12 protein-coding genes are annotated in these 20,152 nt (G+C 60.2%); all 12 read left to right on the forward strand.

Annotation, left to right across the window (positions count from 1 at the left end; all coding sequences use genetic code 11):
* Positions 1–16 precede the first annotated feature (16 nt).
* The 12 genes from PSAB_RS03505 to PSAB_RS03560 are packed head-to-tail and all read left to right on the forward strand — an operon-like array spanning position 17 to position 20,147.
* Positions 17–721 (forward strand): vWA domain-containing protein, encoded by a 705-nt coding sequence (locus tag PSAB_RS03505; RefSeq protein ID WP_025333213.1) that lies wholly within the window; start codon positions 17–19, stop codon positions 719–721.
* A 30-nt stretch (positions 722–751) separates the two neighbouring features.
* Positions 752–1,021, forward strand: coding sequence for a WXG100 family type VII secretion target (locus PSAB_RS03510; RefSeq protein WP_025333214.1), 270 nt, complete (start codon positions 752–754; stop codon positions 1,019–1,021).
* 8 nt (positions 1,022–1,029) lie between these two features.
* Positions 1,030–2,286 (forward strand): hypothetical protein, encoded by a 1,257-nt coding sequence (locus PSAB_RS03515; RefSeq protein WP_025333215.1) that lies wholly within the window; start codon positions 1,030–1,032, stop codon positions 2,284–2,286.
* A complete protein-coding gene (locus PSAB_RS25670; protein WP_025333216.1) occupies positions 2,279–2,503 on the forward strand; it encodes a hypothetical protein in 225 nt (74 codons plus the stop codon). Before PSAB_RS03515 ends, PSAB_RS25670 begins: the two co-directional genes overlap by 8 nt.
* Positions 2,460–5,201 (forward strand): FtsK/SpoIIIE domain-containing protein, encoded by a 2,742-nt coding sequence (locus PSAB_RS03525; RefSeq protein WP_158442551.1) that lies wholly within the window; start codon positions 2,460–2,462, stop codon positions 5,199–5,201. The genes PSAB_RS25670 and PSAB_RS03525 overlap by 44 nt, the downstream gene beginning before the upstream one ends.
* Positions 5,195–5,782, forward strand: coding sequence for a vWA domain-containing protein (locus PSAB_RS03530; protein ID WP_025333218.1), 588 nt, complete (start codon positions 5,195–5,197; stop codon positions 5,780–5,782). Before PSAB_RS03525 ends, PSAB_RS03530 begins: the two co-directional genes overlap by 7 nt.
* Positions 5,773–6,528: a PP2C family serine/threonine-protein phosphatase gene (locus PSAB_RS03535; RefSeq protein ID WP_025333219.1), complete on the forward strand. Its 756-nt coding sequence runs from the start codon at positions 5,773–5,775 to the stop codon at positions 6,526–6,528. Before PSAB_RS03530 ends, PSAB_RS03535 begins: the two co-directional genes overlap by 10 nt.
* Entirely contained in the window at positions 6,503–7,984 is a 1,482-nt protein-coding gene (locus PSAB_RS03540) for a protein kinase domain-containing protein (RefSeq protein ID WP_025333220.1), read from the forward strand. Before PSAB_RS03535 ends, PSAB_RS03540 begins: the two co-directional genes overlap by 26 nt.
* On the forward strand, positions 7,975–11,310 hold the full coding sequence (locus PSAB_RS03545; RefSeq protein ID WP_025333221.1) for a DEAD/DEAH box helicase: 3,336 nt from the start codon (positions 7,975–7,977) through the stop codon (positions 11,308–11,310). Before PSAB_RS03540 ends, PSAB_RS03545 begins: the two co-directional genes overlap by 10 nt.
* Positions 11,307–13,475, forward strand: a complete 2,169-nt coding sequence (locus PSAB_RS03550) for a hypothetical protein (protein ID WP_025333222.1) — start codon at positions 11,307–11,309, stop codon at positions 13,473–13,475. The genes PSAB_RS03545 and PSAB_RS03550 overlap by 4 nt, the downstream gene beginning before the upstream one ends.
* A 1-nt stretch (position 13,476) precedes the next feature.
* Positions 13,477–16,104 (forward strand): hypothetical protein, encoded by a 2,628-nt coding sequence (locus tag PSAB_RS03555; RefSeq protein WP_025333223.1) that lies wholly within the window; start codon positions 13,477–13,479, stop codon positions 16,102–16,104.
* 23 nt (positions 16,105–16,127) lie between these two features.
* Positions 16,128–20,147 carry a DUF2357 domain-containing protein gene (locus tag PSAB_RS03560; RefSeq protein ID WP_025333224.1) on the forward strand — a complete coding sequence of 1,340 codons (4,020 nt, stop codon included), beginning with the start codon at positions 16,128–16,130 and terminating at the stop codon, positions 20,145–20,147.
* Positions 20,148–20,152 lie beyond the last annotated feature (5 nt).

Genomic DNA, 20,152 nt, shown 5'->3' on the forward strand with positions numbered 1-20,152 from the left:
CGAAAGGATGATTCCGATGTTTAATCCGAAGAAATTTACGGCTGGCAACGTGAAACCGCTGCCGGTTTATCTCCTGCTCGACGTCAGCGGCAGCATGTCGACCGACGGTAAGATCGAAGCGCTGAACAAGGCGGTCGTTCAGATGATCGAGACCTTCGCGGATGAAGAAGTCGTGGACGCGGAAATCCATGTCGCCGTGATCACGTTCGGCGGGAAGGTATCGCTGCATCAACAGCCGACAAAGGCCGCGAACATCCAATGGGTGAATATGAACGCGACCGGCAGCACGCCGATGGGGAAAGCGCTCGAAATGGCCAAAGCCATGATTGAAGATAAAGAGGTCACTTCTGGCATGGCCTATCGTCCCGTCATGGTGCTCGTTTCGGACGGCATGCCGGACTCCGGTTGGGAGCGTCCGCTGCACGAGCTCGTCTCGAGCGGGCGGTCGTCGAAGTGCGACCGCATGGCGATGGCTATCGGCCGCGATGCCCATAAGGATGTGCTGAACAAGTTCATCGAAGGTACGGGGCGGAAGCTGTTCTTCGCGGAGAATGCCAAGCAGCTGCACGAGTTCTTCAACCTCGTCACGATGTCGACGATCGTACGGACGCGCTCCAAGGATCGGAACCAGGTCGTGGTAGATCCGGAGATCATGATGGACAGCGCGAGCGTGAGGCCGGCTTCGCAAGTGCAATCCGACGACGAAGAAGGATACTGGTAAACCGAATAATCGGAATAGGGAGAGGATCATATGCCGCAAGCCATAGGCGATCCGGACGAGCTGGAACGTTTCGCGCAATCGCTGAGACATTTTATCGATACGTTGAATGAGTCCGTTAACGGGTTGAATCACAGCTTCGCCGCGCTCGGGGACACGTGGCAGGACGCCAAACGTGCCCGGTTCGAGGAAGAGTATGCCGCGCTGCTGCAGCAGCTGCGGATGTTCGAGTCGAGCGCGTCAGATCAAATTCCTTATCTGCTGACGCTCGCCGCACGGCTTCGAGACTACTTGCAAAGTTGAGATTACCCATGGGACAGATTACGGTTGGTCAGGTGGAGAACCTGGAGGAGACGATCCGGTCGCTGGCACACGGCTATGAAGGGCTGCGCGACGCCTGTCAGCTGCTGCTCCATCGCATTGCGGTCAAGGCGGCGGAGTGCGCGCTGGAACAAGCGACGAGCGGGGCGCTGCTGATGGCAGCCGTCACGAAGGAAGCGGAGATGGGCGTGTGGCTCGCCAAGGCTACGGCTGAGCATGCGATAGCGGATGCCGAATTGGCTGCGGCGATTGCGTCGGCGAATCCCGTGGCGATCACCGTCGCTTCGGCGCGGGTCGCGGAGACGTTAGCCGAACTGCAGCAAGCGATGGAGGCGTATGAGCGGGCCAAGCGGCATCGGATGCGCATGGAGCAGCGCAAGGAGCTGGCGGATCGGGCGGCGGCATTGACGGCGGAGCTTCAGGAAGAGGTCGAGGGGGAGAGCGCCGTCCGCATGCGTCAGGCGGAGGAATCTGTCGATGTCGGCCGATCCAGGCTGTCTAGCGCCCATGAGGCGCTGCAGGCTTATCTCGCGGCGAACGGGGTGGCAAGCGCATTTCACGAATGGCTGCGCTGGTCCCCGCCGCCGAATCAGCCCGTCAGGCCCGAAACCTTGAACGCCCGGTTATCGATGACGCCGGAGCAGCAGCGTTTGTTCGTTGAATACTTGGAGGAACGGGACCCTGAATTCCGGGCGAAGCTCGAGAAGTATCGGCAGGACCTGCGCGAGGCAGCCGGGGAAGCCGAACGGCAAGCCGTGCAATTGAAAGTTCGCAAGCAATTGAGCGGGACGCTGGGCGAGAAAATGGTAGAGTACGCCTTCAAGCCCCTCGCCGAGCGCATCGATACGCAGAACGTGACCCGGTTTGAGGACGGTCGTTATACGAAGACCGATATTACCGTACACGGTTTGAAGACGCCGGTCATTCTCGGTCGCGGCGTCGGCATGGGCGCTCCGGCCGGAGGCTCGATCCGAATCGAAGTCAAATGCGGGAGCGTGCAATACCTGCTCTCGCAGAAGGAACATATGAAATTTCAGGCCGGTGGACACCGGTCCGCACGTGCGTCCATGACCGTATGCAGCCGCGATATTAAGGATTTGTCGTCCGAGACGGAGCGGGATCTGAGGCAGGCGCTTACGGACGCCGGATCTCCTCTCGTCGGGATGCTGCCGCGGAAGAAAGAATTGGACCAAGCGTGCTGGAACGCCGTCGCCGGATCAGAACGGGGAGTGACTGGGATTGTTTAACGGGGTGTTGATGGCCGTTAAGACGGCTAAGGCCGAATTCGAGGGTAATGTCCGGGACGCGTTCGGCCGCTCGATCGCAGGCAACGTATTCGAGCCGCTTGTCGCGGAAGCGGGGGCGCTTCTTCGGATGGAGGAGCTTGCGGAACGGCAGCTTCATCAGGCGGATCTGCTGCTTGAAGAAGCGCGGTTCATTGCGGGTGAGCCGTATGGGGATTAACCGCCAAACCGGCCTTGCCCTCACGGAACGTCTGTTGAAGCTGACGTCAGAGCTCGAGCGAATCTCCGAGGAGCGGCGCCTTGCTTACGAATGGCTCCGGCGGGAAATTCCCGGCGAGCATCTCCGGCTGGAGGACTACGATCTTCTGAAGTCGCGTCAGGAGGCGGTACAGGAAGTCTTCACCCGGGACTGGAACCGGAAGCTCGCGGAACTGGACGAATGGTGCCGCAGGGTGCGCCGGAGACAGCCGCGCTTGATTGACCTTCAAGAAGAACATCTGAATAACGGCGATAAGCTTCCGGATGCGCTTGCCTTCGGCCGTATGAAGCTGAGTTGTGAAGGATGGAGCGGTCATGTTCCGCGGCTCCTCCCCTTCCCGTTCAAGCGGGGAATCCGGATGTCCAACGATCGGAAGGAACAAAGCTGGCTGCATCAGCTGCTGCTGCGGCTCATGACCGCCTTGCCGGCGAATGCTCTGCGGATCGTGGCATACGATCCCCTGCACCTCGGGTCCGCGCTGCGGCCGTTTCTTCCGCTGCTCGATCTGCAGAAGCCGTTCGCCGACCGGCGAATATGGACGCGCTCGGAAGAGATCGAGGAGGTGCTCCGGCGGGAACTGGACGACATCGAGCAACTGCTTCAGCGAAGGTTCGGCGGAAGCGCGGTCGACTGGCAGTCGTACAATAAGCTTCACCCTGACCATGCGATTCCATACAAAGTCCTCGTCGTCCTTCATGTGCCGGAGCAGTTGACGGAGAAGAGCCTATGGTACTTGGGACGAATCTTGGAATTCGGTCCGGCATGCGGCGTGCTTCCCATCTTGTCGATGGAGGAGGGCAGTTTGGAGGACCGCCGATATGACGCGCTGCGCGGACAAGTCGAACGATTGACGCAAGGCATCGAGCAGCTGCTCGAATCGAATCCGGTCTTCCGATCCTTCCGTCACTTGGCGGTAACCGAGGAGCAGGAACAATGGCCCGACCGACTGCTGGACTTGCTCGGCCGGCTTGCGGAACGATATCGAAGCTCGAACGCGTTCATCCGGAAGATCCGGGACCAGTGGGGGGAGGCGGCCTGCTGGACGGCCTCGTCGAGGGACGGTATAAGCGCCTGTATCGGCTGGACGCCCGACGGAAGGGAAGTCGAATTTACGCTCGGGCGCGTGGACAGCGAGCATCATGCGCTGCTGGCCGGCCGCTCCGGATCGGGCAAGTCGAACCTGCTTCACGTTCTGATCCATAGCCTCTGTCACCGCTACGCGCCGGACGAGCTGCAAGTCTACATGCTGGACTACAAGCAGGGAACCGAATTCGCTGTCTATGCGAATCCACCGCTGCCGCAAGCCGTGCTGGTGGCGACCGAGAGCGATCCGGAGTACGGCACGACCGTGCTCGCGCATATCGAGCAGGAGCTGCAGCGCCGCGCGTCCGCATTCAAGCGGCATGCCGTGCGCGACTGCGCCGAATACCGGAAGAACACGGGCTTGCCGCTGCCGAGAGTGCTGCTCATCATCGACGAGTTCCAGCTGCTGTTCTCGGAGAATAAGGATGTCGCGGAGGCCGCGGAGAAGAGCCTGAACATGCTGCTGAGGCAAGGCAGGGCGTACGGCATTCATGTCTTGCTCGCGACCCAGACGCTGAAGGGCATTCAATCGATGTCGATGGCGCAGCTGATCAGCCAGATCGGCTGCCGAATGGCGCTGGCCTGCAGCGAAGAAGATTCGGCCATGATTCTCGGCTCGAACAACTGGGCAGCGGCCGAACTGAAGAGCCCGCCCGAGGGCATTCTGAACGACGCCAACGGGGCCGGGTCGGCGAATCGGCGGTTCTTAATTCCGTATGCGGAACCGGACCTCATCCGGTCGCATCTGGACGAGCTGCACGAACGGTCTGAACAGAGGGGGTTCGCTTCCTCCGCCAAGATCTTCAACGGGGCGCATCTGCCGCCGATTCCGGATTCCCGCAGCTATGCGGCGCAGCTTGCCGGTGCCGGGGAGCCGGCGCTTGTCCTGGGCGAGAAGCTGGATTTCAGCGGGAACCCGCTCCGCCTAGCCTTCGACCGGCAGCAGCCCGGTCATCTGCTCATTGCCGGGCACGATCCCGTTATTCGGCAGGGGTTACTGCTGTCCGTTATTCGGAGCTTAAGCCTGAGCGAGCACGTCAGGCGAATCGCGTATTACGACGCCGCGAACAAGGGCGCTTCTGCGCTGCGTGAGGCGGCAGTCGAATCGGCGGGCAGTCGAATTCGGCTGTTCGGATACGAATGGGACGGCGATTTCTCGTTCCTCGATCATACGGAAGACGGCAAAGCCGACGTGTTGATCATTGACGGTCTGGAGAACGCGAAGCCGTTCCATAGCGCCGTGCCGTCCTTCGGCAAGCCTAAGGATCCGGCTTCGCCGGCGGACAGCCTTCGCAGGACGCTTGAATCCGGACATTCGCCGATTGTCATTGCGGTGGTGGACAATTGGCGCAAAGCGAACGCCGCTTGCAAGGATTTGCTCCCCCAGTTCGAGCTCAAGATCGGTTATCGCCTCTCGGAGGATGATGCCGGCGCGCTTGTCCAGGGCGGCGGGTTCGCTAAGCTGAAAGGGCTCGACAACGGGAATAAAGCCGTCTTCATCGACAAGCTGAAGAACCGGCAGGATTGGTTCCGCCCTTATTGCGACATTCACACGGAGAAGGATGAACCATGGTGAACAACGATAATGTGACGCTCTTCGTCGTTCTGGATACGTCGGGTAGTATGAGCGAGATGGGCAAGCTTGCGACGGCGGCGAATATGCTCGCCTATGTGCGGGCATGCGTCCGCATGCGGCAGGGACTGTTTCCCTTCGATCGGTTGACCTTGCTCCTCTGGAACGACGAAACGCGGGTGATGGCGCTCGATCCCGATGAAGCCCCCCCGGTTCTCACGGGCGTAGGAAGCAACAGTCTTACCGGTCTGACGGAGATGCTGCAGCGAATCGTGCCGGATGAAGCCGGGAAGAGCCGGCTGCTGCTCCTCTCGGACGGTAACTTCTCGGCCGACGAGCTTCGCGGGTTCAAGAACTGGTTGATCAAGCGGAAGCGATACGACGTCAGGGCGGTGGCGGTCGGCATGGATGCCGATACGGCCGCGCTTAAGGCGTTGACGCCCGGCGGCCGCGTGTATGCCGCAGCCGAGATCGGCAATGCCCTGAAGCGATGGCCCTTGCAGGAAGAAGCCGCTAAGCCGCCGCGAAGATTAAGCGACTTGTCCCGGATTGCGCCGTCGGAGAGGGTTAGCGAATGGGCGTAACCTTCGACCGGTGGGGGATCTGGGGAGCCAGCATGATCGGACCGCTGCATATAAAGCGCAAGCTGCCGAACCAGGACGCATGGTTTGCCCGCCAGTACAAGTGGGGGGACGTCGTGGCGGTGTCCGACGGACTCGGGAGCCGTCCCCGTTCCGACATCGGTTCGACCGCCGCCGTGCAGGCGGTCGTCGATGCGGCGCGGATCTGCGGCGGCTATCCCGAGGAGCGCGTGACGGAATTTCTCCAATTAATCCACGCCATATGGCTCATGCGCATTGCACCCTATAAGGCGGGCGACTGCGGGGCGACCTGTCTGTTCGTCATTCGTGCTGGCGGCCGAAGTTTGATGGCGCAGCTGGGTGACGGACTGATCGTCGCGCACGGGGAGAGGACCGAGCCGCGGCTCCTATTCGACGACAAGGAAGATGCCTTCGTCAATATGACGGCCGCCCTGAACCGGGACTTCGACGGGGCGGCGTGGAGAACGCTCGTCTCGGACGCCCGTCTGTACGACGCGTTCCTCCTCTGTACGGACGGCATATCCGAGGATTTGGTTCCGGAGAAGCGGGTTGAATTTGCCAAGGAGTTGTACGCGGCATACCGCGGGATACCGGCCCCCGAGCGAAGACGGGATATTCGCAGATGGCTGAAGGAATGGCCCGTTCCCCGGCATACGGACGACAAAACGATTGCATGTCTTTACAGAGAGCAGGTAGACGAGCATGGAATCCAGGCAATGGATCGATGAACATAACCATATTCATATCAACGACGAACGACTGGGCGCCGGGGGGCAAGGTGTTGTCTACCGGACGCTCGACCCGAATATCGCCCTGAAGCTGGTGACGGACCAGAACGGCAATCCCGTCACGAATCGGGATGCGTGCGAGCGATACCGCAAGAAGTTCAAGCAGGTACAGCTATTGCCTCTGCCGCAGGGAATCCGGGTCGCGCTGCCTTCCGCCCTGCTGAAGGGTTATGCGGGCTACGTCATGACGCTGCTTACGGAAATGGTACCATTCAGCCATTTCTGGCTCGGCGAGAAGGCGGCTCGGCGCATCCGGGCGGAGGATATTCCGGCATGGCTCGACGAGATGCCCGAAGAGCAGGCGAAACACTTGATGCATTACGCGAATACGGGCGGGTTAAAGCGCAGATTGACGGCGCTTGCCCGGTGTGCCGACGTACTGTCCCGCCTGCATGTGGCCGGGCTCGTCTACGGCGACATATCGCCGAACAACGTCTTCCTGTCGAGCGACCCGTCTTCTTCCGAGGTCTGGCTGATCGACGCCGACAATCTGCGTTACGACCCCGATCCGCGGGGATCGAGCGTCTATACGCCCGGATACGGCGCGCCGGAAGTCATGCAGGAACGGGACCGAACCCGGTTCCGGAGCGACTGTCACGCCTTCGCCGTTCTGGCGTTCCGTATGCTGACGTTTAACCATCCGTTCCTCGGCGATTACGTCAAAGGCGGAGACTGGGCCGACGACGAGGGCGACCCGAGCGGAACGCGCGAGGAACGCGCCTATGCCGGGCTCATTCCGTGGATCTATGAAGCCGATGACGACTCCAACCGCACGGAAGACGGGCTGCCCGCCGAGTTGGTATTGACCGAGCCGCTTGTCGCGCTGTTTGACGAGACATTCGGAGCCGGACGCACGCAATTCTGGCGGCGGCCGTCTATCTTCCATTGGCCGGAGGCGCTTGCGGCAGCGGCCGATGAGACGATCGAATGTTCCGCTTGCCGGATGTCTTGGTACATGGACAAGCACGGAAGCCGATGTCCTTATTGTGATACGGCGGCCCCGCCTCATCTGGCCGTCCGGGTCTATTCGTGGGACGGCGGCGCGATCGACGAAGGCAGTCCGGAATGGACGTACTTCAGCCGCTTGCCGTCCGTCGATGATCAGCTTGCGCTGCCGGAACGGCTGTTCAAGCCTTTCGACGGGGAGCACGGTTTCCGGACGGCCGTCACGTTGACGATGGACGAGAGGTCCATCGTGCTTAAAGCAGAAGACCCCGGTTCGCTGGAACTGTATGTCGCCTTCCCGAATGAACGAGGCGAGCAGTTCCAACGCATCCATTCATCCGTACAATTGCCGGCCGACGTCCGGCGGACCGGCTTCTGGCTGGCGTCCGGCGGCGTAGAACCCCGCGTGATCAGCTTCGGGATAACGATGGAGGAAGACGCATGGAGCTAAGGAATCTTCGCAGTGGTACCGACCTGGAATTATGGGTCGTGCCCGCGGATAAACAGATGAAACCGGCAGCCGGCTTCGTGACGATCGATCCCTCGGACCTGCCGGACGAATATCGCCTTGTTCAAGACGGCAAGGCGATTCCGGTTGCGCTAAGGGATAAACACCAGCAAGCCGAGCTGGACCACCATATTAAGCGCGGATCGGCTCGGATCGCCCATATCGTCAATACCGGCAGAGACGGTTCGGCGCTGTTGCGCATCCATTTCTTCCAGGGGCCGGTCATCGAGATGGGTGCAATCGATATCGCGCTTGACGATCGGATTCTCGCCGCGGCGAGCAGGCACGGCTTCCGCTGTTCCAGCGTGGTTGATCTGGCGAAGACGCTGCAAGAACGGATCGTCATTCGTACGGGGGAATCCGAACGGGACCGGTACTTCTTGCTGCTGGCCGGAGCGGCGGCGGATGACGACTTTCAGTCGACGGAAGACCAAGTCCACGCCGAACGGTGGTTCTCGATCTGCGCGGACGGCTTCCGCATCCCGACGGAGAAGCGGGCTATCCGCAAAGGGGAAGAGGTCTTCTTCGCCAACCGGTTCGTCGGCGCGAAGCTCGACGCGGACCGCGCCCTTCGGCTCGTCAGGGGAGAAATCCGCTTCTCGGACAAGGCCGAACGGATCACCGCGCTTGCGGCAGGCGAGATGTCGCGCATTATTCAACAGAAGGGCAGCTATCTCAAGAAGTGGGACGAGTACGCCGCTTACGAGGGCGAGATTCTGCTCGCCAAGGCGAGGGCGGTCGGTAAAATCGCCTATGCCGGCTTCAATTCCGTGGACCGCGGGATCAAGTTTTTCGTCGACGAGGTGCCGAATAAGCTGTCCATGGACGACAAGCTGGAAGTGACCGACGAGATCCCCGTCTATCTGAAAGACCCGGACATGGAATGGCAGGAATACAGCATGCACCTCGAGCAGGAATTCAAGGGGGAAAGCCAGCCGTCCGAGAAGGAAGAGGTCGTCACGGCGGATATTATCGAGATCGGCGCGAAGAGCATTACGCTGGCGACGGATGCCATTCCGGAGAAACCGACCGGGTTCCTGCTGCTGTCGATCCAAGGCGACAAGGCGCAGATCAAGCGCAAGTTGAAAGCGAGAAAGCTGATTCTGGAAGGGCGAAGCGCGAACCCGCTGCTCGGTCTGCTGATCGAGGAAGACGGAGAACTGCCGGATACCCAGCGCGTCACGAAGCATAAGCCGCTGACGCCGTTCGTGAAGGACAAGATATTCAAACACCCGCCGACGCCCAGACAGAGCGAAGCGATCGATATCGCCCTCAACACGCCGGATATCGCGCTCATTCAAGGACCGCCGGGCACGGGGAAGACGACCGTCATCACGGCCATCATCGAGCGGCTGAACGAGATCCACGACAAGAGCCGATCGGTGCGGGGCCAGATTCTCGTATCCGCGTTTCAGCACGATGCGGTAGAGAATATGACCTCGCGGCTTAGCGTCAATTCCTTGCCCCCGGTCAAATACGGCAGGCGCAGCGGGGAGGAAGAATCGTCTTCGGATCTGGTGTCCGATCGGATCGCGATCTGGTGCAGCGAGATCACCTCGAAGATCCGCGAGAAGAATCCGCAGATCGCCGAGCTTGAGGAACAGCGCCGGCTGAACGCCTCCTTCCGGCTGTACACCCACTCGCCGTCCGACCGGAACGCGATGGACTTGCTGAAGCAGATGCTCGCATTACCTCGTTCCCTCATGCCGACGGAACTTCTCGATCAGGCGAGCGAGTTGTTCGACCAGTTGGAAGACGAGAACAGGCTGCAGGGCGCCGACTCAGACATCTTGCCGCTCGTTCGATCGCTGCGCGTGACGGATGCCGGCTTCCGGGACGACGGTCCGTGGCGTGCCTCCGACCTCTATATGCGCGTCGAAGAGGAATTGGACGAGGACGAGCGGCATGCGCTGAAGTTGGCCGTGACATGGAAGCCGGGAAGGGAGCTTGCGTTCCTCGATCCGCTCAAGCGGCTGAAGCAGCGGCTGGTGGAGCGCTATGCGCCGAGGCCTTCTTACAAGATCGAGAAGCCCCGCGCGGATGTGCTGGAGCTATTCGGGAAAGTGGCCGAACAGCTGGCGCAGTCCAGAAACGCCAAGGACACGAAGGACGGTATTCTCGTGAACTTCCTGCACGAGCTGGAGAATAACCCCGTCGGCGTCCGGCGCGCGATCGAGGATTACAACTTCGTCTACGCGTCGACGGTGCAGGGGGCCGAAGGAAAGGCGATCAAGCGGGTCAAGCTGGGCGCGGGCGAGGAGAATGTCGTCTTCGATTCCGTGATCATCGACGAAGCGGCCCGGACGAGTCCGCCCGATCTGCTAATCCCGATGACGCAAGCCGAGAAACGCATCATTCTGGTGGGGGACCACCGGCAGCTTCCGCACATCATCAACGACGATATCGTTTCGAAGCTGGACGCCGAATTGCCCGACGAATCGATCGCTTCGGACAACGAACTGCTGCGCGTCAGCATGTTCGAGTATTTGTTCAATCGGCTCAAGAAGCTGGAACAGATGGACGGCATCAGCCGGACGGTGACGCTTGACGCGCAGTACCGGATGCATCCTATGCTCGGCGAGTTCGTCAGCGACATGTTCTATAAGCCTTATAACGAGGCGTTTCGTTCGCCGCTGGAGGAGAAGTACTTCCAGCACGAGCTTGCCGGCATGAACGGGCGGCCGCTCGGCTGGATCGATATCCAGTCCAGGGAAGAGGCCGAAGTCAATGCCGGGACGAGCTGGCGGAGGACGATCGAGGCGCATCGCATCGCGGAGAAGCTGAACGAATGGATCCATTCCGAGCAGGGCAAGAACCTCAGCTTCGGCGTCATTACGTTTTACAAGGCACAAGTGGATTGCCTTTTCGAGGAGCTTCACAAATACGGGCTTGCCGAACGGGTCGACCGAAAGTGGCAGATTGCCGCTCCCTATCGCTTCCTGAAGGATGAGCAGGGGCAGGATACCGCCCACGAGCGGCTCCGAATCGGAACGGTCGACGCGTTCCAGGGCATGGAGTTCGACGTGGTCTTCCTCTCGATGGTTCGAACGAACCGGCAGAACCGGCAGCAAGGGACGGGCCGCAATCTCAGCGCCATATTCGGCCGCTTGCTGTCGGAGAATCTGCTGTGCGTCAGCATGAGCCGGCAGAAACGGCTGTTGATCGCGGCCGGCGACTCGGGACTCGTCATGCACGAGCTGGCCGGACAAGCCGTTCCTTCGCTGGCCGCGTTCTATCAATTGTGCACCAAGAGCGGAGTCATCCTATGAAAAATGGTTATGTTCGGCAGCATCCGCCGAAGATCGTATCGTATCCGCCCCGCCTCGCGGGTCTTCAGATCGCCTCCCGCGAAGGGGTGCTATGGCCGTTCCAGGCTTTCAAGGTGTCGATTCCTTCGCGGCGCGGCAGAGCCCTCAATATCTTCGAAGACACGATTCTGCGGCTGTCCGTCATCGGCCTGTACACGCCCGGGGAGCTGTCGGAGATCACGTGCATGAAAGTCGAGATCGTGGAATTTATTCAGAACAAGCTGCGCAATCTGGGGTTTCTGACGGACCGGAACGAAGCGACGGATGCCGCCCGCAAGCTGGCGCAAGGGATGGACGCCGATCCGGACGAATATGTCGCGGCAACGGTGTTCGTCGATTTGATCGGCGGGAAGGTGTTCCCGATCCTGCTTGAATCGCCGCTGGAATTTCTGGGGATCGCGGGGACGGACCGCGATACCGTCTCGTTCTACCGGGGCACGACTGGGAAGAGGTCCGTTGTCAGCGCGGTCATGATGGATCCGCTCGGGGGGTGGATCCGGAAGCGGCCGTCTCCCGCCGACGTTACGCAGGCCGCCTCGGCCCATCAGCGGCTGATCAAGAGGTACGCTTCGCTCGAGCGGAGCGGCGCCATGCGGTCGGAATTCGGCCGCTTGGAGGATACGGTGACGGTGGCCGATTCCGGCGAGACGATCTTTCTGTATTGCGAATCGCTGGTGCAGCAGGGAAGCGAAGATTTCGTGGTCACCGATCCGTTCGGATTCGGTGTATCCTCCCACCTGACCGGCAAGCTGAAGGAACTGCTCAAGAAGCAGAGACAGGCGGAGTATGTCGTTGAGCGCTTGCTCCGGAGAGCGCAGCGGGACAGGGTCGGGGGAGACGAGGAACGGCAGGAAGAGCGCGATATCTTCGAGAACTTCAGGGTCTACCCGGAAGTCAAGTACCGGCTTCAGCGAAGTTGGCGGGACTTGCAGGATGCGAAGGAGCTCGTCACTTCGGATGCGGAGGAGAAATGGGTTCAGCGCAAAGTCAACGATCTGATGGGCAATCTGTATGCCTGCTTGGAATGGGGGCTGCGCCAAGTCGTATTCGAGTACCCGGTGGAAGAGTGGGTGTTCGTGTACGGGTCGCAGACCGTGCAAGAGAATGAGAAGACGCTCCGGACATTCGCGGAAAAATGCCGTTTGCAGGTGCCGGAGCATGCCGCACTGCTGCAAGTCAGCCCGGGCAAGATGAAGGCCTATGCCGGCGGCGAGGTCGAGATGCAGCCGCTGCTTGCCCTTGCGCTGGCCGGAGCTTCCCAATTCGCGGGTCATCCGCTGCATGCGGTCGTGAGGCATTATCCGGATTGGCTCGCGTACATTAACCGCTTGAAGAGTCTGCGTGACGCGGTGCTTCACGGCGAAGACGTGACGCCTTCGAAGCTATACGATTATTGGAGGACCTGCTACAGGTCCGTCTGCCTCCTGTTTCCAGCCATTCCGGCCGGGGCCGGCATGGAAGGGATGGGCAGTATGGCCGGTATGGACGGCACGGACGGACCGGCATGGGGAGCGGAACCGGCGGCGCGCGACGATTCGTATGCCCAACTGCGCATCAGAGCCCGGATAAGGCTTGATGACGTTCTGGGGATCGATAAGGTTGTCGGGCTGCCGGACAATCTCCGCGAGCAGTTGATGAACGTGGAGATGTTCCTTGAGGAGTCCCGGTCGGAGCAGCAGGCATTCGATTGCAGCCAGGCGGTGAACGACCTCGCCAACGCGCTTCAAGGCGCGTTATTCCGCCTCGCTCGAGCGCATCGGGAACGCAGCAGGTCGCAGAAAGCGGACCGGATAGAACAGGCCGCCCGTCGGGCGGTGGAAGCCGGTTTTCTGCTGGAGAACGGTGCGCTTCCGTACGGCATTCGGAGAGTTAATCCGCACCGATTGGAACGGGCAATCCGGGGAACCAACGCCACGCTGGGCGCGAATCTGCTCGCGTTCCTCCTTCTGATGCCGCCGGAAAATCTAAGCGAAATTGCCGAGGGAGCGCCGGATCTCATCGAAGCGGCGGGCCAAGTCGCCAAACTGCGGGGACACGGCAATACGGCCGTCTATCTCTCGCCGGAACGGATCGAGAAGCTCAAGCAGCAAGTGTTTCAATCCATCAAACTACTAACCGAGGTGTAGCATGGCCAAGAACAAACAACGGGGGCAGCAAGCGCACCGCAGTGCCGCTGCGAACGCCGAACAACAAGCGAACCGCAGTGCCGCTGCGAACGCCGAACAACAAGCGAACCGCAGCGCTGCTGCGAATGCCAAACAACAAGCGAACCGCAGCGCCGTTGAGGACAGCGTACAGCAGGCGAATCCGATTGCCGAACAAAAGGAGTCGAATGTGGGTTCGAACGCGGCCTCAGCCGATCGGGAGCAGGAGTTGAAGACACGATTCGTGGAGCTTCAACGGCTGGTGCGGGAAGTTGCGGCCAAGGAGAAGGCGCTCGCGGAACGGGAAGCGGATCTTGTCGCTCGCGAACTCGAAGCGCAGATCGGGTTCCCGAAGCTGTTCGAGCAGAAGTTCAAAGAGGCGAAGAAGGGCTACGACGCCAGGGAGCATGAACTCAGTCAGCGGCATACGGAACTGGAACGGCGGGCAGAGGATCTTCGGAAGCGTGAAGAGCGGATCCGAGCGGCGGAGATCGTGCGGGACGAAGGCTATACCGAGAAGCGCAGGGCGCTTGACGAGGAGCTGGCCAAGAAGCGTTCCGCAGGCGAAGAGGAGCTTGCCCAGCTGCGGCTGAAGCGTATGGCAGACATCGACAAGCAGTACGCGCGGGAGCTGGAGCAGCGGCTTGAAAGCCTGAACAAGGAGATCGGCATCGAGCGTGCCGGCCTCCGCAAGGAGCTCGAACAGCAGAAGAGAGACTGGGAACAGTCGAAGCAGGCCGAACGCGAAGCGATGGAACGGGACAGGGAGCTGCTGCTGAGCAAGCTGGTGGATGCCGACCAGAAATCGGATGAGCTGGAGCTCAAGCTCCGGCTAACGGCTTCCCGCGAGAAGGAGCTGCGCAGACGGGAAGACGCGCTGGAAGATGAAATCCTGGAGCGGACGAGCGCTCGCGCGCGCTCGTTCGATGCCAAAGAAGCGGCCTTGCAGGAAGAGAACGATCGGCTTCGGGACGAACTGCAGTACGCTATCGAGCGTCTCGGCCGCTATGAAGAGCTGAAAGCGAAGCTGAACGGCGACGAGCCCGAACGCGTGCTGCTGCGGCTCAACCAACAGCATGAAGAGCTGAAGAAGCTTCGCGAGGAACTGCTGGAACGCCCGACTCAGGATATGCGCGCGCGATATGACGAGAATGACCGCAGGCTCAAGGAACTTCAAGAGAGCAACAGCAGGCTGACGGAGGAACGGGCCAGGCTGCAAGCGCAATTCAACGATGCGAATCAGCAGGCTTTGCGGATCAAGGAGCTGGAGGACAACAACAAATCGCTGCTTCGCCGCTACGAAGCGACCGAAGCGGAGAACAAGCGGCTGGAAGCCGAGCGGAAGCGCCTGCAGGCATCCTATGAACGCGAGCAAGAGCGGGAAGATCGCATCAAGGATATCGAATTACCGTATTTCGAGCAGCATCTCGAACGACTGCCTCAGCCGCCGGCGAGCGAGCTCGATTGGCTGGCCGGGATCGACGCCGCCTGCAGGGATTACGGCTTAAAGTTTCCGAAGCGCATTCTGCACGCCTTTCATACAGGCTTGAAGACGTCGGAGTGGTCGCCGCTCACGGTGCTCGCTGGCGTCAGCGGAACGGGCAAATCCGAGCTGCCGCGGCTGTATTCGCACTTCGGCGGCTTCAATTATTTGCCGCTCGCCGTGCAGCCGAACTGGGACAGCCAGGAGTCGATGCTGGGCTTCTTCAACTCGATAGACAACAAGTTTGATGCCCAGCCGGTGCTCCGGTTCCTGTCCCAGACGCAGCGCAAGAACGCGCCCGATTATCCTGGGTTCGAAGACGTCATGAACTTGATTCTGCTAGACGAGATGAACCTCGCGCATATCGAGCTCTACTTCGCGGAGTTCCTCAGCAAGCTGGAGCTGCGCAGGGGACGGAAAGGGGCGGAAGTTCCACATATCGACGTGAAGCTAGGCTCCGGCTGTGCCCCTTATCCGCTTAAGCTCGGCCGCAATGTGCTGTGGGCGGGCACGATGAACCAGGATGAGACGACCAAGTCGTTGTCCGACAAGGTGCTGGACCGCGGCATCGTCATCAACTTCCCGCGTCCGACGACGTTTGAACGGCGCAGCGCGCTGAAGCAACTGACGAATCCGTCCCCTCTGCTGACGAGAAGAACGTGGGAGAGCTGGTGGAGCAAGGAGAGCGTCTTCCAGGAAGAGCAGATCCGGCCGTACAAGCAGTTCGTGGAGGAGATTAATCAGAGCTTGGCGATGGTCGGCAGGGCGTTGGGGCACCGGGTATGGCAGTCGGTGGAATATTACATGGCCAATTATCCGACCGTACGCACGCAGCTCGATCCGGGCAATCTGAACCGTAGCGAGCGCAATCTGGAGAAGGCGATGCGCGTCGCTTTCGAAGATCAGCTGGTCCAGAAAGTGATGCCGAAGCTTCGCGGTATCGAAACTCGGGGAAGAAGCAAGACAGAATGCCTCGATAAGATCCGGGCGCTGCTCAGCAACGAGAATTACGGCATCGTCGAAGACTACGACATCGCCTGCGAGTTCGGGTATGGCCAATTCATGTGGCAGAGCGCCAACTACATCAAGGAATACGACAGGGAGGACGTCGCGGCGGAGTCGATTTAAGCTCACGTCGCGAGATCGATAAGATGGATACTACTAGGAAGACGGGTTATGCTTCCGCCGACGAACTGTACCGGGCGATACACGAACGTTCCGATCCGCTTGCGGCGCTTCTGATCGACGTAAGAGACTGGTATTTCCGTATTGCGGAATTCGATAAGCGAACAGGCCTGCCCTTGCCGGCGGGTCTGCGCGAGGTGTGCGGCCGCATCCAAGTGATGAAATACGGCGGCGGGGACGGTCTCTATTACGACCGCTTGTCCCGTATAGTCGAACACGCCTACGACGCGGCGGTCGAGCTGTTCCGGCAGCTCGGTTCCCATATTCGGCGAGACCACGCGATGCTGCCGATTCATGCGGCCAAGGAAGTTGACCAGGCCGGCATCGCCTGGCTCAGCCGGAAGCCGGGCCGCAACATTCGCGAGAAGCTGGCGAGTCATCCGTATGTCATGGCCGTTAAGCGGGAGATGAGCTTCGACCAGTCGGAGAACCGGCTGTTCAAGGCGTTCTGTTATCGGCTTGAGGAACTGTTATATACGAAGCAGAAGGCCTTGAGAGGGCTTGACGAGAAGTCCGGCGACCTGCTGGCCCGCATCCAGCGGTGGCTTCGCAGTCCCGAATGCAAGGAAATCGGAGACTGGTACAATACGCCGCCGAACAACACGCTTCTACAGCATAAGCATTACCGCCCGATCTGGGATGCCTGGTTATGGCTGCAGAGTCTCGATGCGGGGATCGGCAGGGACGAGCAGGCGCTCGAGCAAGATTATGCGACGCTCCTGTTCTGGACGATCGCAGCCAAGCTGCAGTCATCCCCTCAGGTCCGAATTCCGCAGCAGCCTTGTACCTTCGATTATGACGAATATAGGGTGGAGGCCGGGTGGGGGATCCGAGGGCGTGTCGTCCGGGAGGCGACCGCTTCAGTGCAGCGCGTCGCTTGGGTCAAGGGGGAAGGTCAATCCCGATACGGCCTGTTTCTGATGAGTACGGGGGACGCGTTGTTCATCCATACGAATTATATGATCGAACGGCACCGATTCGACGAGATCCAGGCCGGGACCCGGCTGAACTACCAACTGGAGGAATCGGCGAAGGGGAAATCGGCGAAGCAGGTTCAGTTCGAGAGCGAATCCTCCATCGAGCTGTTCATGGAAGGCAGCGCGCAGATCGTGGCCTGCATAGACGAGAAACGACACATCATCACGATTAGCCTAACGCCGTCGGCGATCGAGGTTAGCGTCAATGGGAAGACGCGTGTCTGTGAATCCAGCCGGTCGGCCGAAGTCTTCGCGAACACGCTGCTGCAGCTGTTGCAGCTGCCCATGGGAGGGAGGCCGACCAGCGAACATACGCCGGCGAGCGTCTCCGAATCGGCAGCCGCGAGCCTCGATCTGTGTTCGATTCAACCCGAATACCGGATCGGTGATCGGAGGGGAACCGTTCCGGCAGCACTCATTCGACAATTCTGGGAGACGGCCGGCGAAGGTGTCGTCGAACTAAGCGCAGGGGCCGGCAACGCCGTAGCTCTGCTGCAACCCGGCGTTCATACGGTATCCATCCATACGCTGCTTTCCACTCGGAGAGAGCTGCCGGCGGCTGTATTGAGCCGTTCCGCCATGGCATTCGCCGATGAGCTGAAGAACAGCCTGGGAACGGACGCGCTGACCTATTTGGTACCGGACTCGCGGGACGATTTCGAACTGGAACACATTCGCAAAGGCATGAACTTCTACTTCAAACAGGCGCAGCCGCTGCCGCGGAGCATCGCCTCCGTATTCGCGTGGCAGGCCTCGGAGTCATTCCGAAACGTGCGGCTCCGCGAAGGCGACTTCGTGTTCGTGTTGGACGGAACCGGAGAGACCGTGACCGTTACGCCAATTGAGGCGGTCTATGATCCTCGGTGGGAAGCGGTCCGGCCGGAGAACGGCGGCTTAACGTGGGAACGGCATCCGTCTTCGGAATCGGCACATCCGTTGTCCTCCCGCAATCTGGCCGTGACGCTCCTGCGGCAGACAGGGTGCACGTTCGCCGAAGACGTCGGATCACTGACGGGCATGGACATCCTCGTCGATGAACCGAGCGTCGGCACCTTCGTGAACGACAACACGGAATGGTATACGGCGCCGTACGATAAGAAAGACAGAATCGCCAAGGCGCGAAGCGGCGTCGCTTGGCCATGGCCGGAATGGCAGGAGCTTCGGGGGAAACAGCAGCCCGGCGGCAGGACGTATCTGCTGGCGGTCGGAGGCTTGTTCGAATCGATGCCGGCCGGCGTGCCGGGCGAGTTCCATTGGATCCGCCTGCCGGATTCGCTGCTGAACGGCGTAGGCGCGCTGACCGCTTGGCAGCAGGAAGCTGGCGACGACTTGCCGTTGTGGAAGGACCATCTGCCGCCGTTGTCCATCCGCGTCATGCGGGATGGGCGCGAAGCGGCCTTCGCGCTCGTAAAGGACAGCGCGATCATCCCTGCCAGGGGGATGAAGATTCAGATACCTATACAAGAAACGTTCACATTGCCGGAGGGACATCATTATTACTACTTCGACCTGGTCATGGGCGACGGGAATCGGATGATCGAGTATGTGGCGTTTCTGCGCTCCCCTGCATTCCCCTTGGCCGGAAGCGTCGAATGCGAATTGCGCATGCAGTATACCTATGGCGACGATGATCCTTATCAGTTGTCGTTCATTCCGCTTCGGTGCGACGATGCGCCGTTCGGCGCCGTGAAGGCGGAATGGCGGGAGAAGTCGTCTATCGCGGTGAAGACGGAGTCCGTGGCGCCCCGCTTCCCGCGCCGATTGGCTTGGGATGAATTGGCGAGTTACCCCGGTAAGTTCGGGCCGGTCGATCTCTATGACCGCATTGCCAAGCAATTCGAACATATCGGCAGCCATTGCGAGTTCTATTGTTCGGGCCGGATGGACAGCGGGAATCGAACGCGTATCCATTGTCGCATCGCTGCGCCCCTCGAATGGAGAGTCGACAAGTTCGACAAGTATTATGCCAGATTGTTCACGGAAGCGTACGGGTCAATCTATCTTCACGAGGGAGAGTATGAGCAGCGGTTCGATCCGTATGCGACGGAGCTATCGTTCGACCTGGTCCCGAGCCGCAAGGGCAGCGGCTATAATGCGAAGCGGATCACGCCGGGCCTCAGCCTGACGGATGACACGGTTACTCGCACGAAGCGGGGCATGCGCTTCCTCGTACTGAGCTTGTGGGATCACGGCCGATCCTTGATGGAACCGGACGCTCCCGATACGTTTCGCGTGGTCGTCAAGCAGGGCGTGGACCGTATCGTCGCGTTCCTGGAACACGCCGGACCGGCAAGGAACGATGTCAGAAGCAGACTCGCGGACGAATTCTTCTTCGTCCTATGCGCGATGCACAAGGATGCGCCGAGAATCGTTCAGCAGCGCTTGCAAGAGATTTCGGCGAATCGAAGAGAGCGGAAGCGGCTCTGGAGATACATCGCGTATGCCATTGGAGATGCGCAGCTGGATTGGCAGCAGCAGCTGCTGGCGCATACGCTCGGGGAGTTGGATGAGGAATCGATCCATATCCTCTCTCTGATCCTATGGCGGGACCAACAGCTTGTCCATCGGCTCGACATGCCCGATCTCGAGCGCGTGATCCAAGCCCTCGCTGAAAAGCTGGAGAGGAGGGCGATCGGCGAGTCGGTCATCGGATACGATATGGCACTGCTCTCGCTCGAATTGGAACTCTTGCTGGCCCTGCTTCGGACGAGGGAATCGGCCGTGACTTCCGTTAAGGCGCTGCTTACGCCCGAATCTGCGCATTGCCGGCGGTTCTGGGGCATTGTGGACGACATCACGCAGCGGATCTACGACATCAAGCTTGTAGACGGGAAGAAGATTGCTGACGACGACATTCGCGGTATTCTGAGATCGAATATCCGAACGCAAGTAGCAAAGCCGGAATCCCATTACAATACGCCGGATATTCTATACGCGCTGCGACTATATTTGACAGGAAACGCGGAAGCGACCAACATTGAAATTTCGTCCAACACGGAAGAAGAGTGACAGCC

Origin of the sequence: Paenibacillus sabinae T27, from assembly GCF_000612505.1 — a bacterium.
GTDB classification, from domain to species: Bacteria; Bacillota; Bacilli; order Paenibacillales; family Paenibacillaceae; genus Paenibacillus_AQ; species Paenibacillus_AQ sabinae.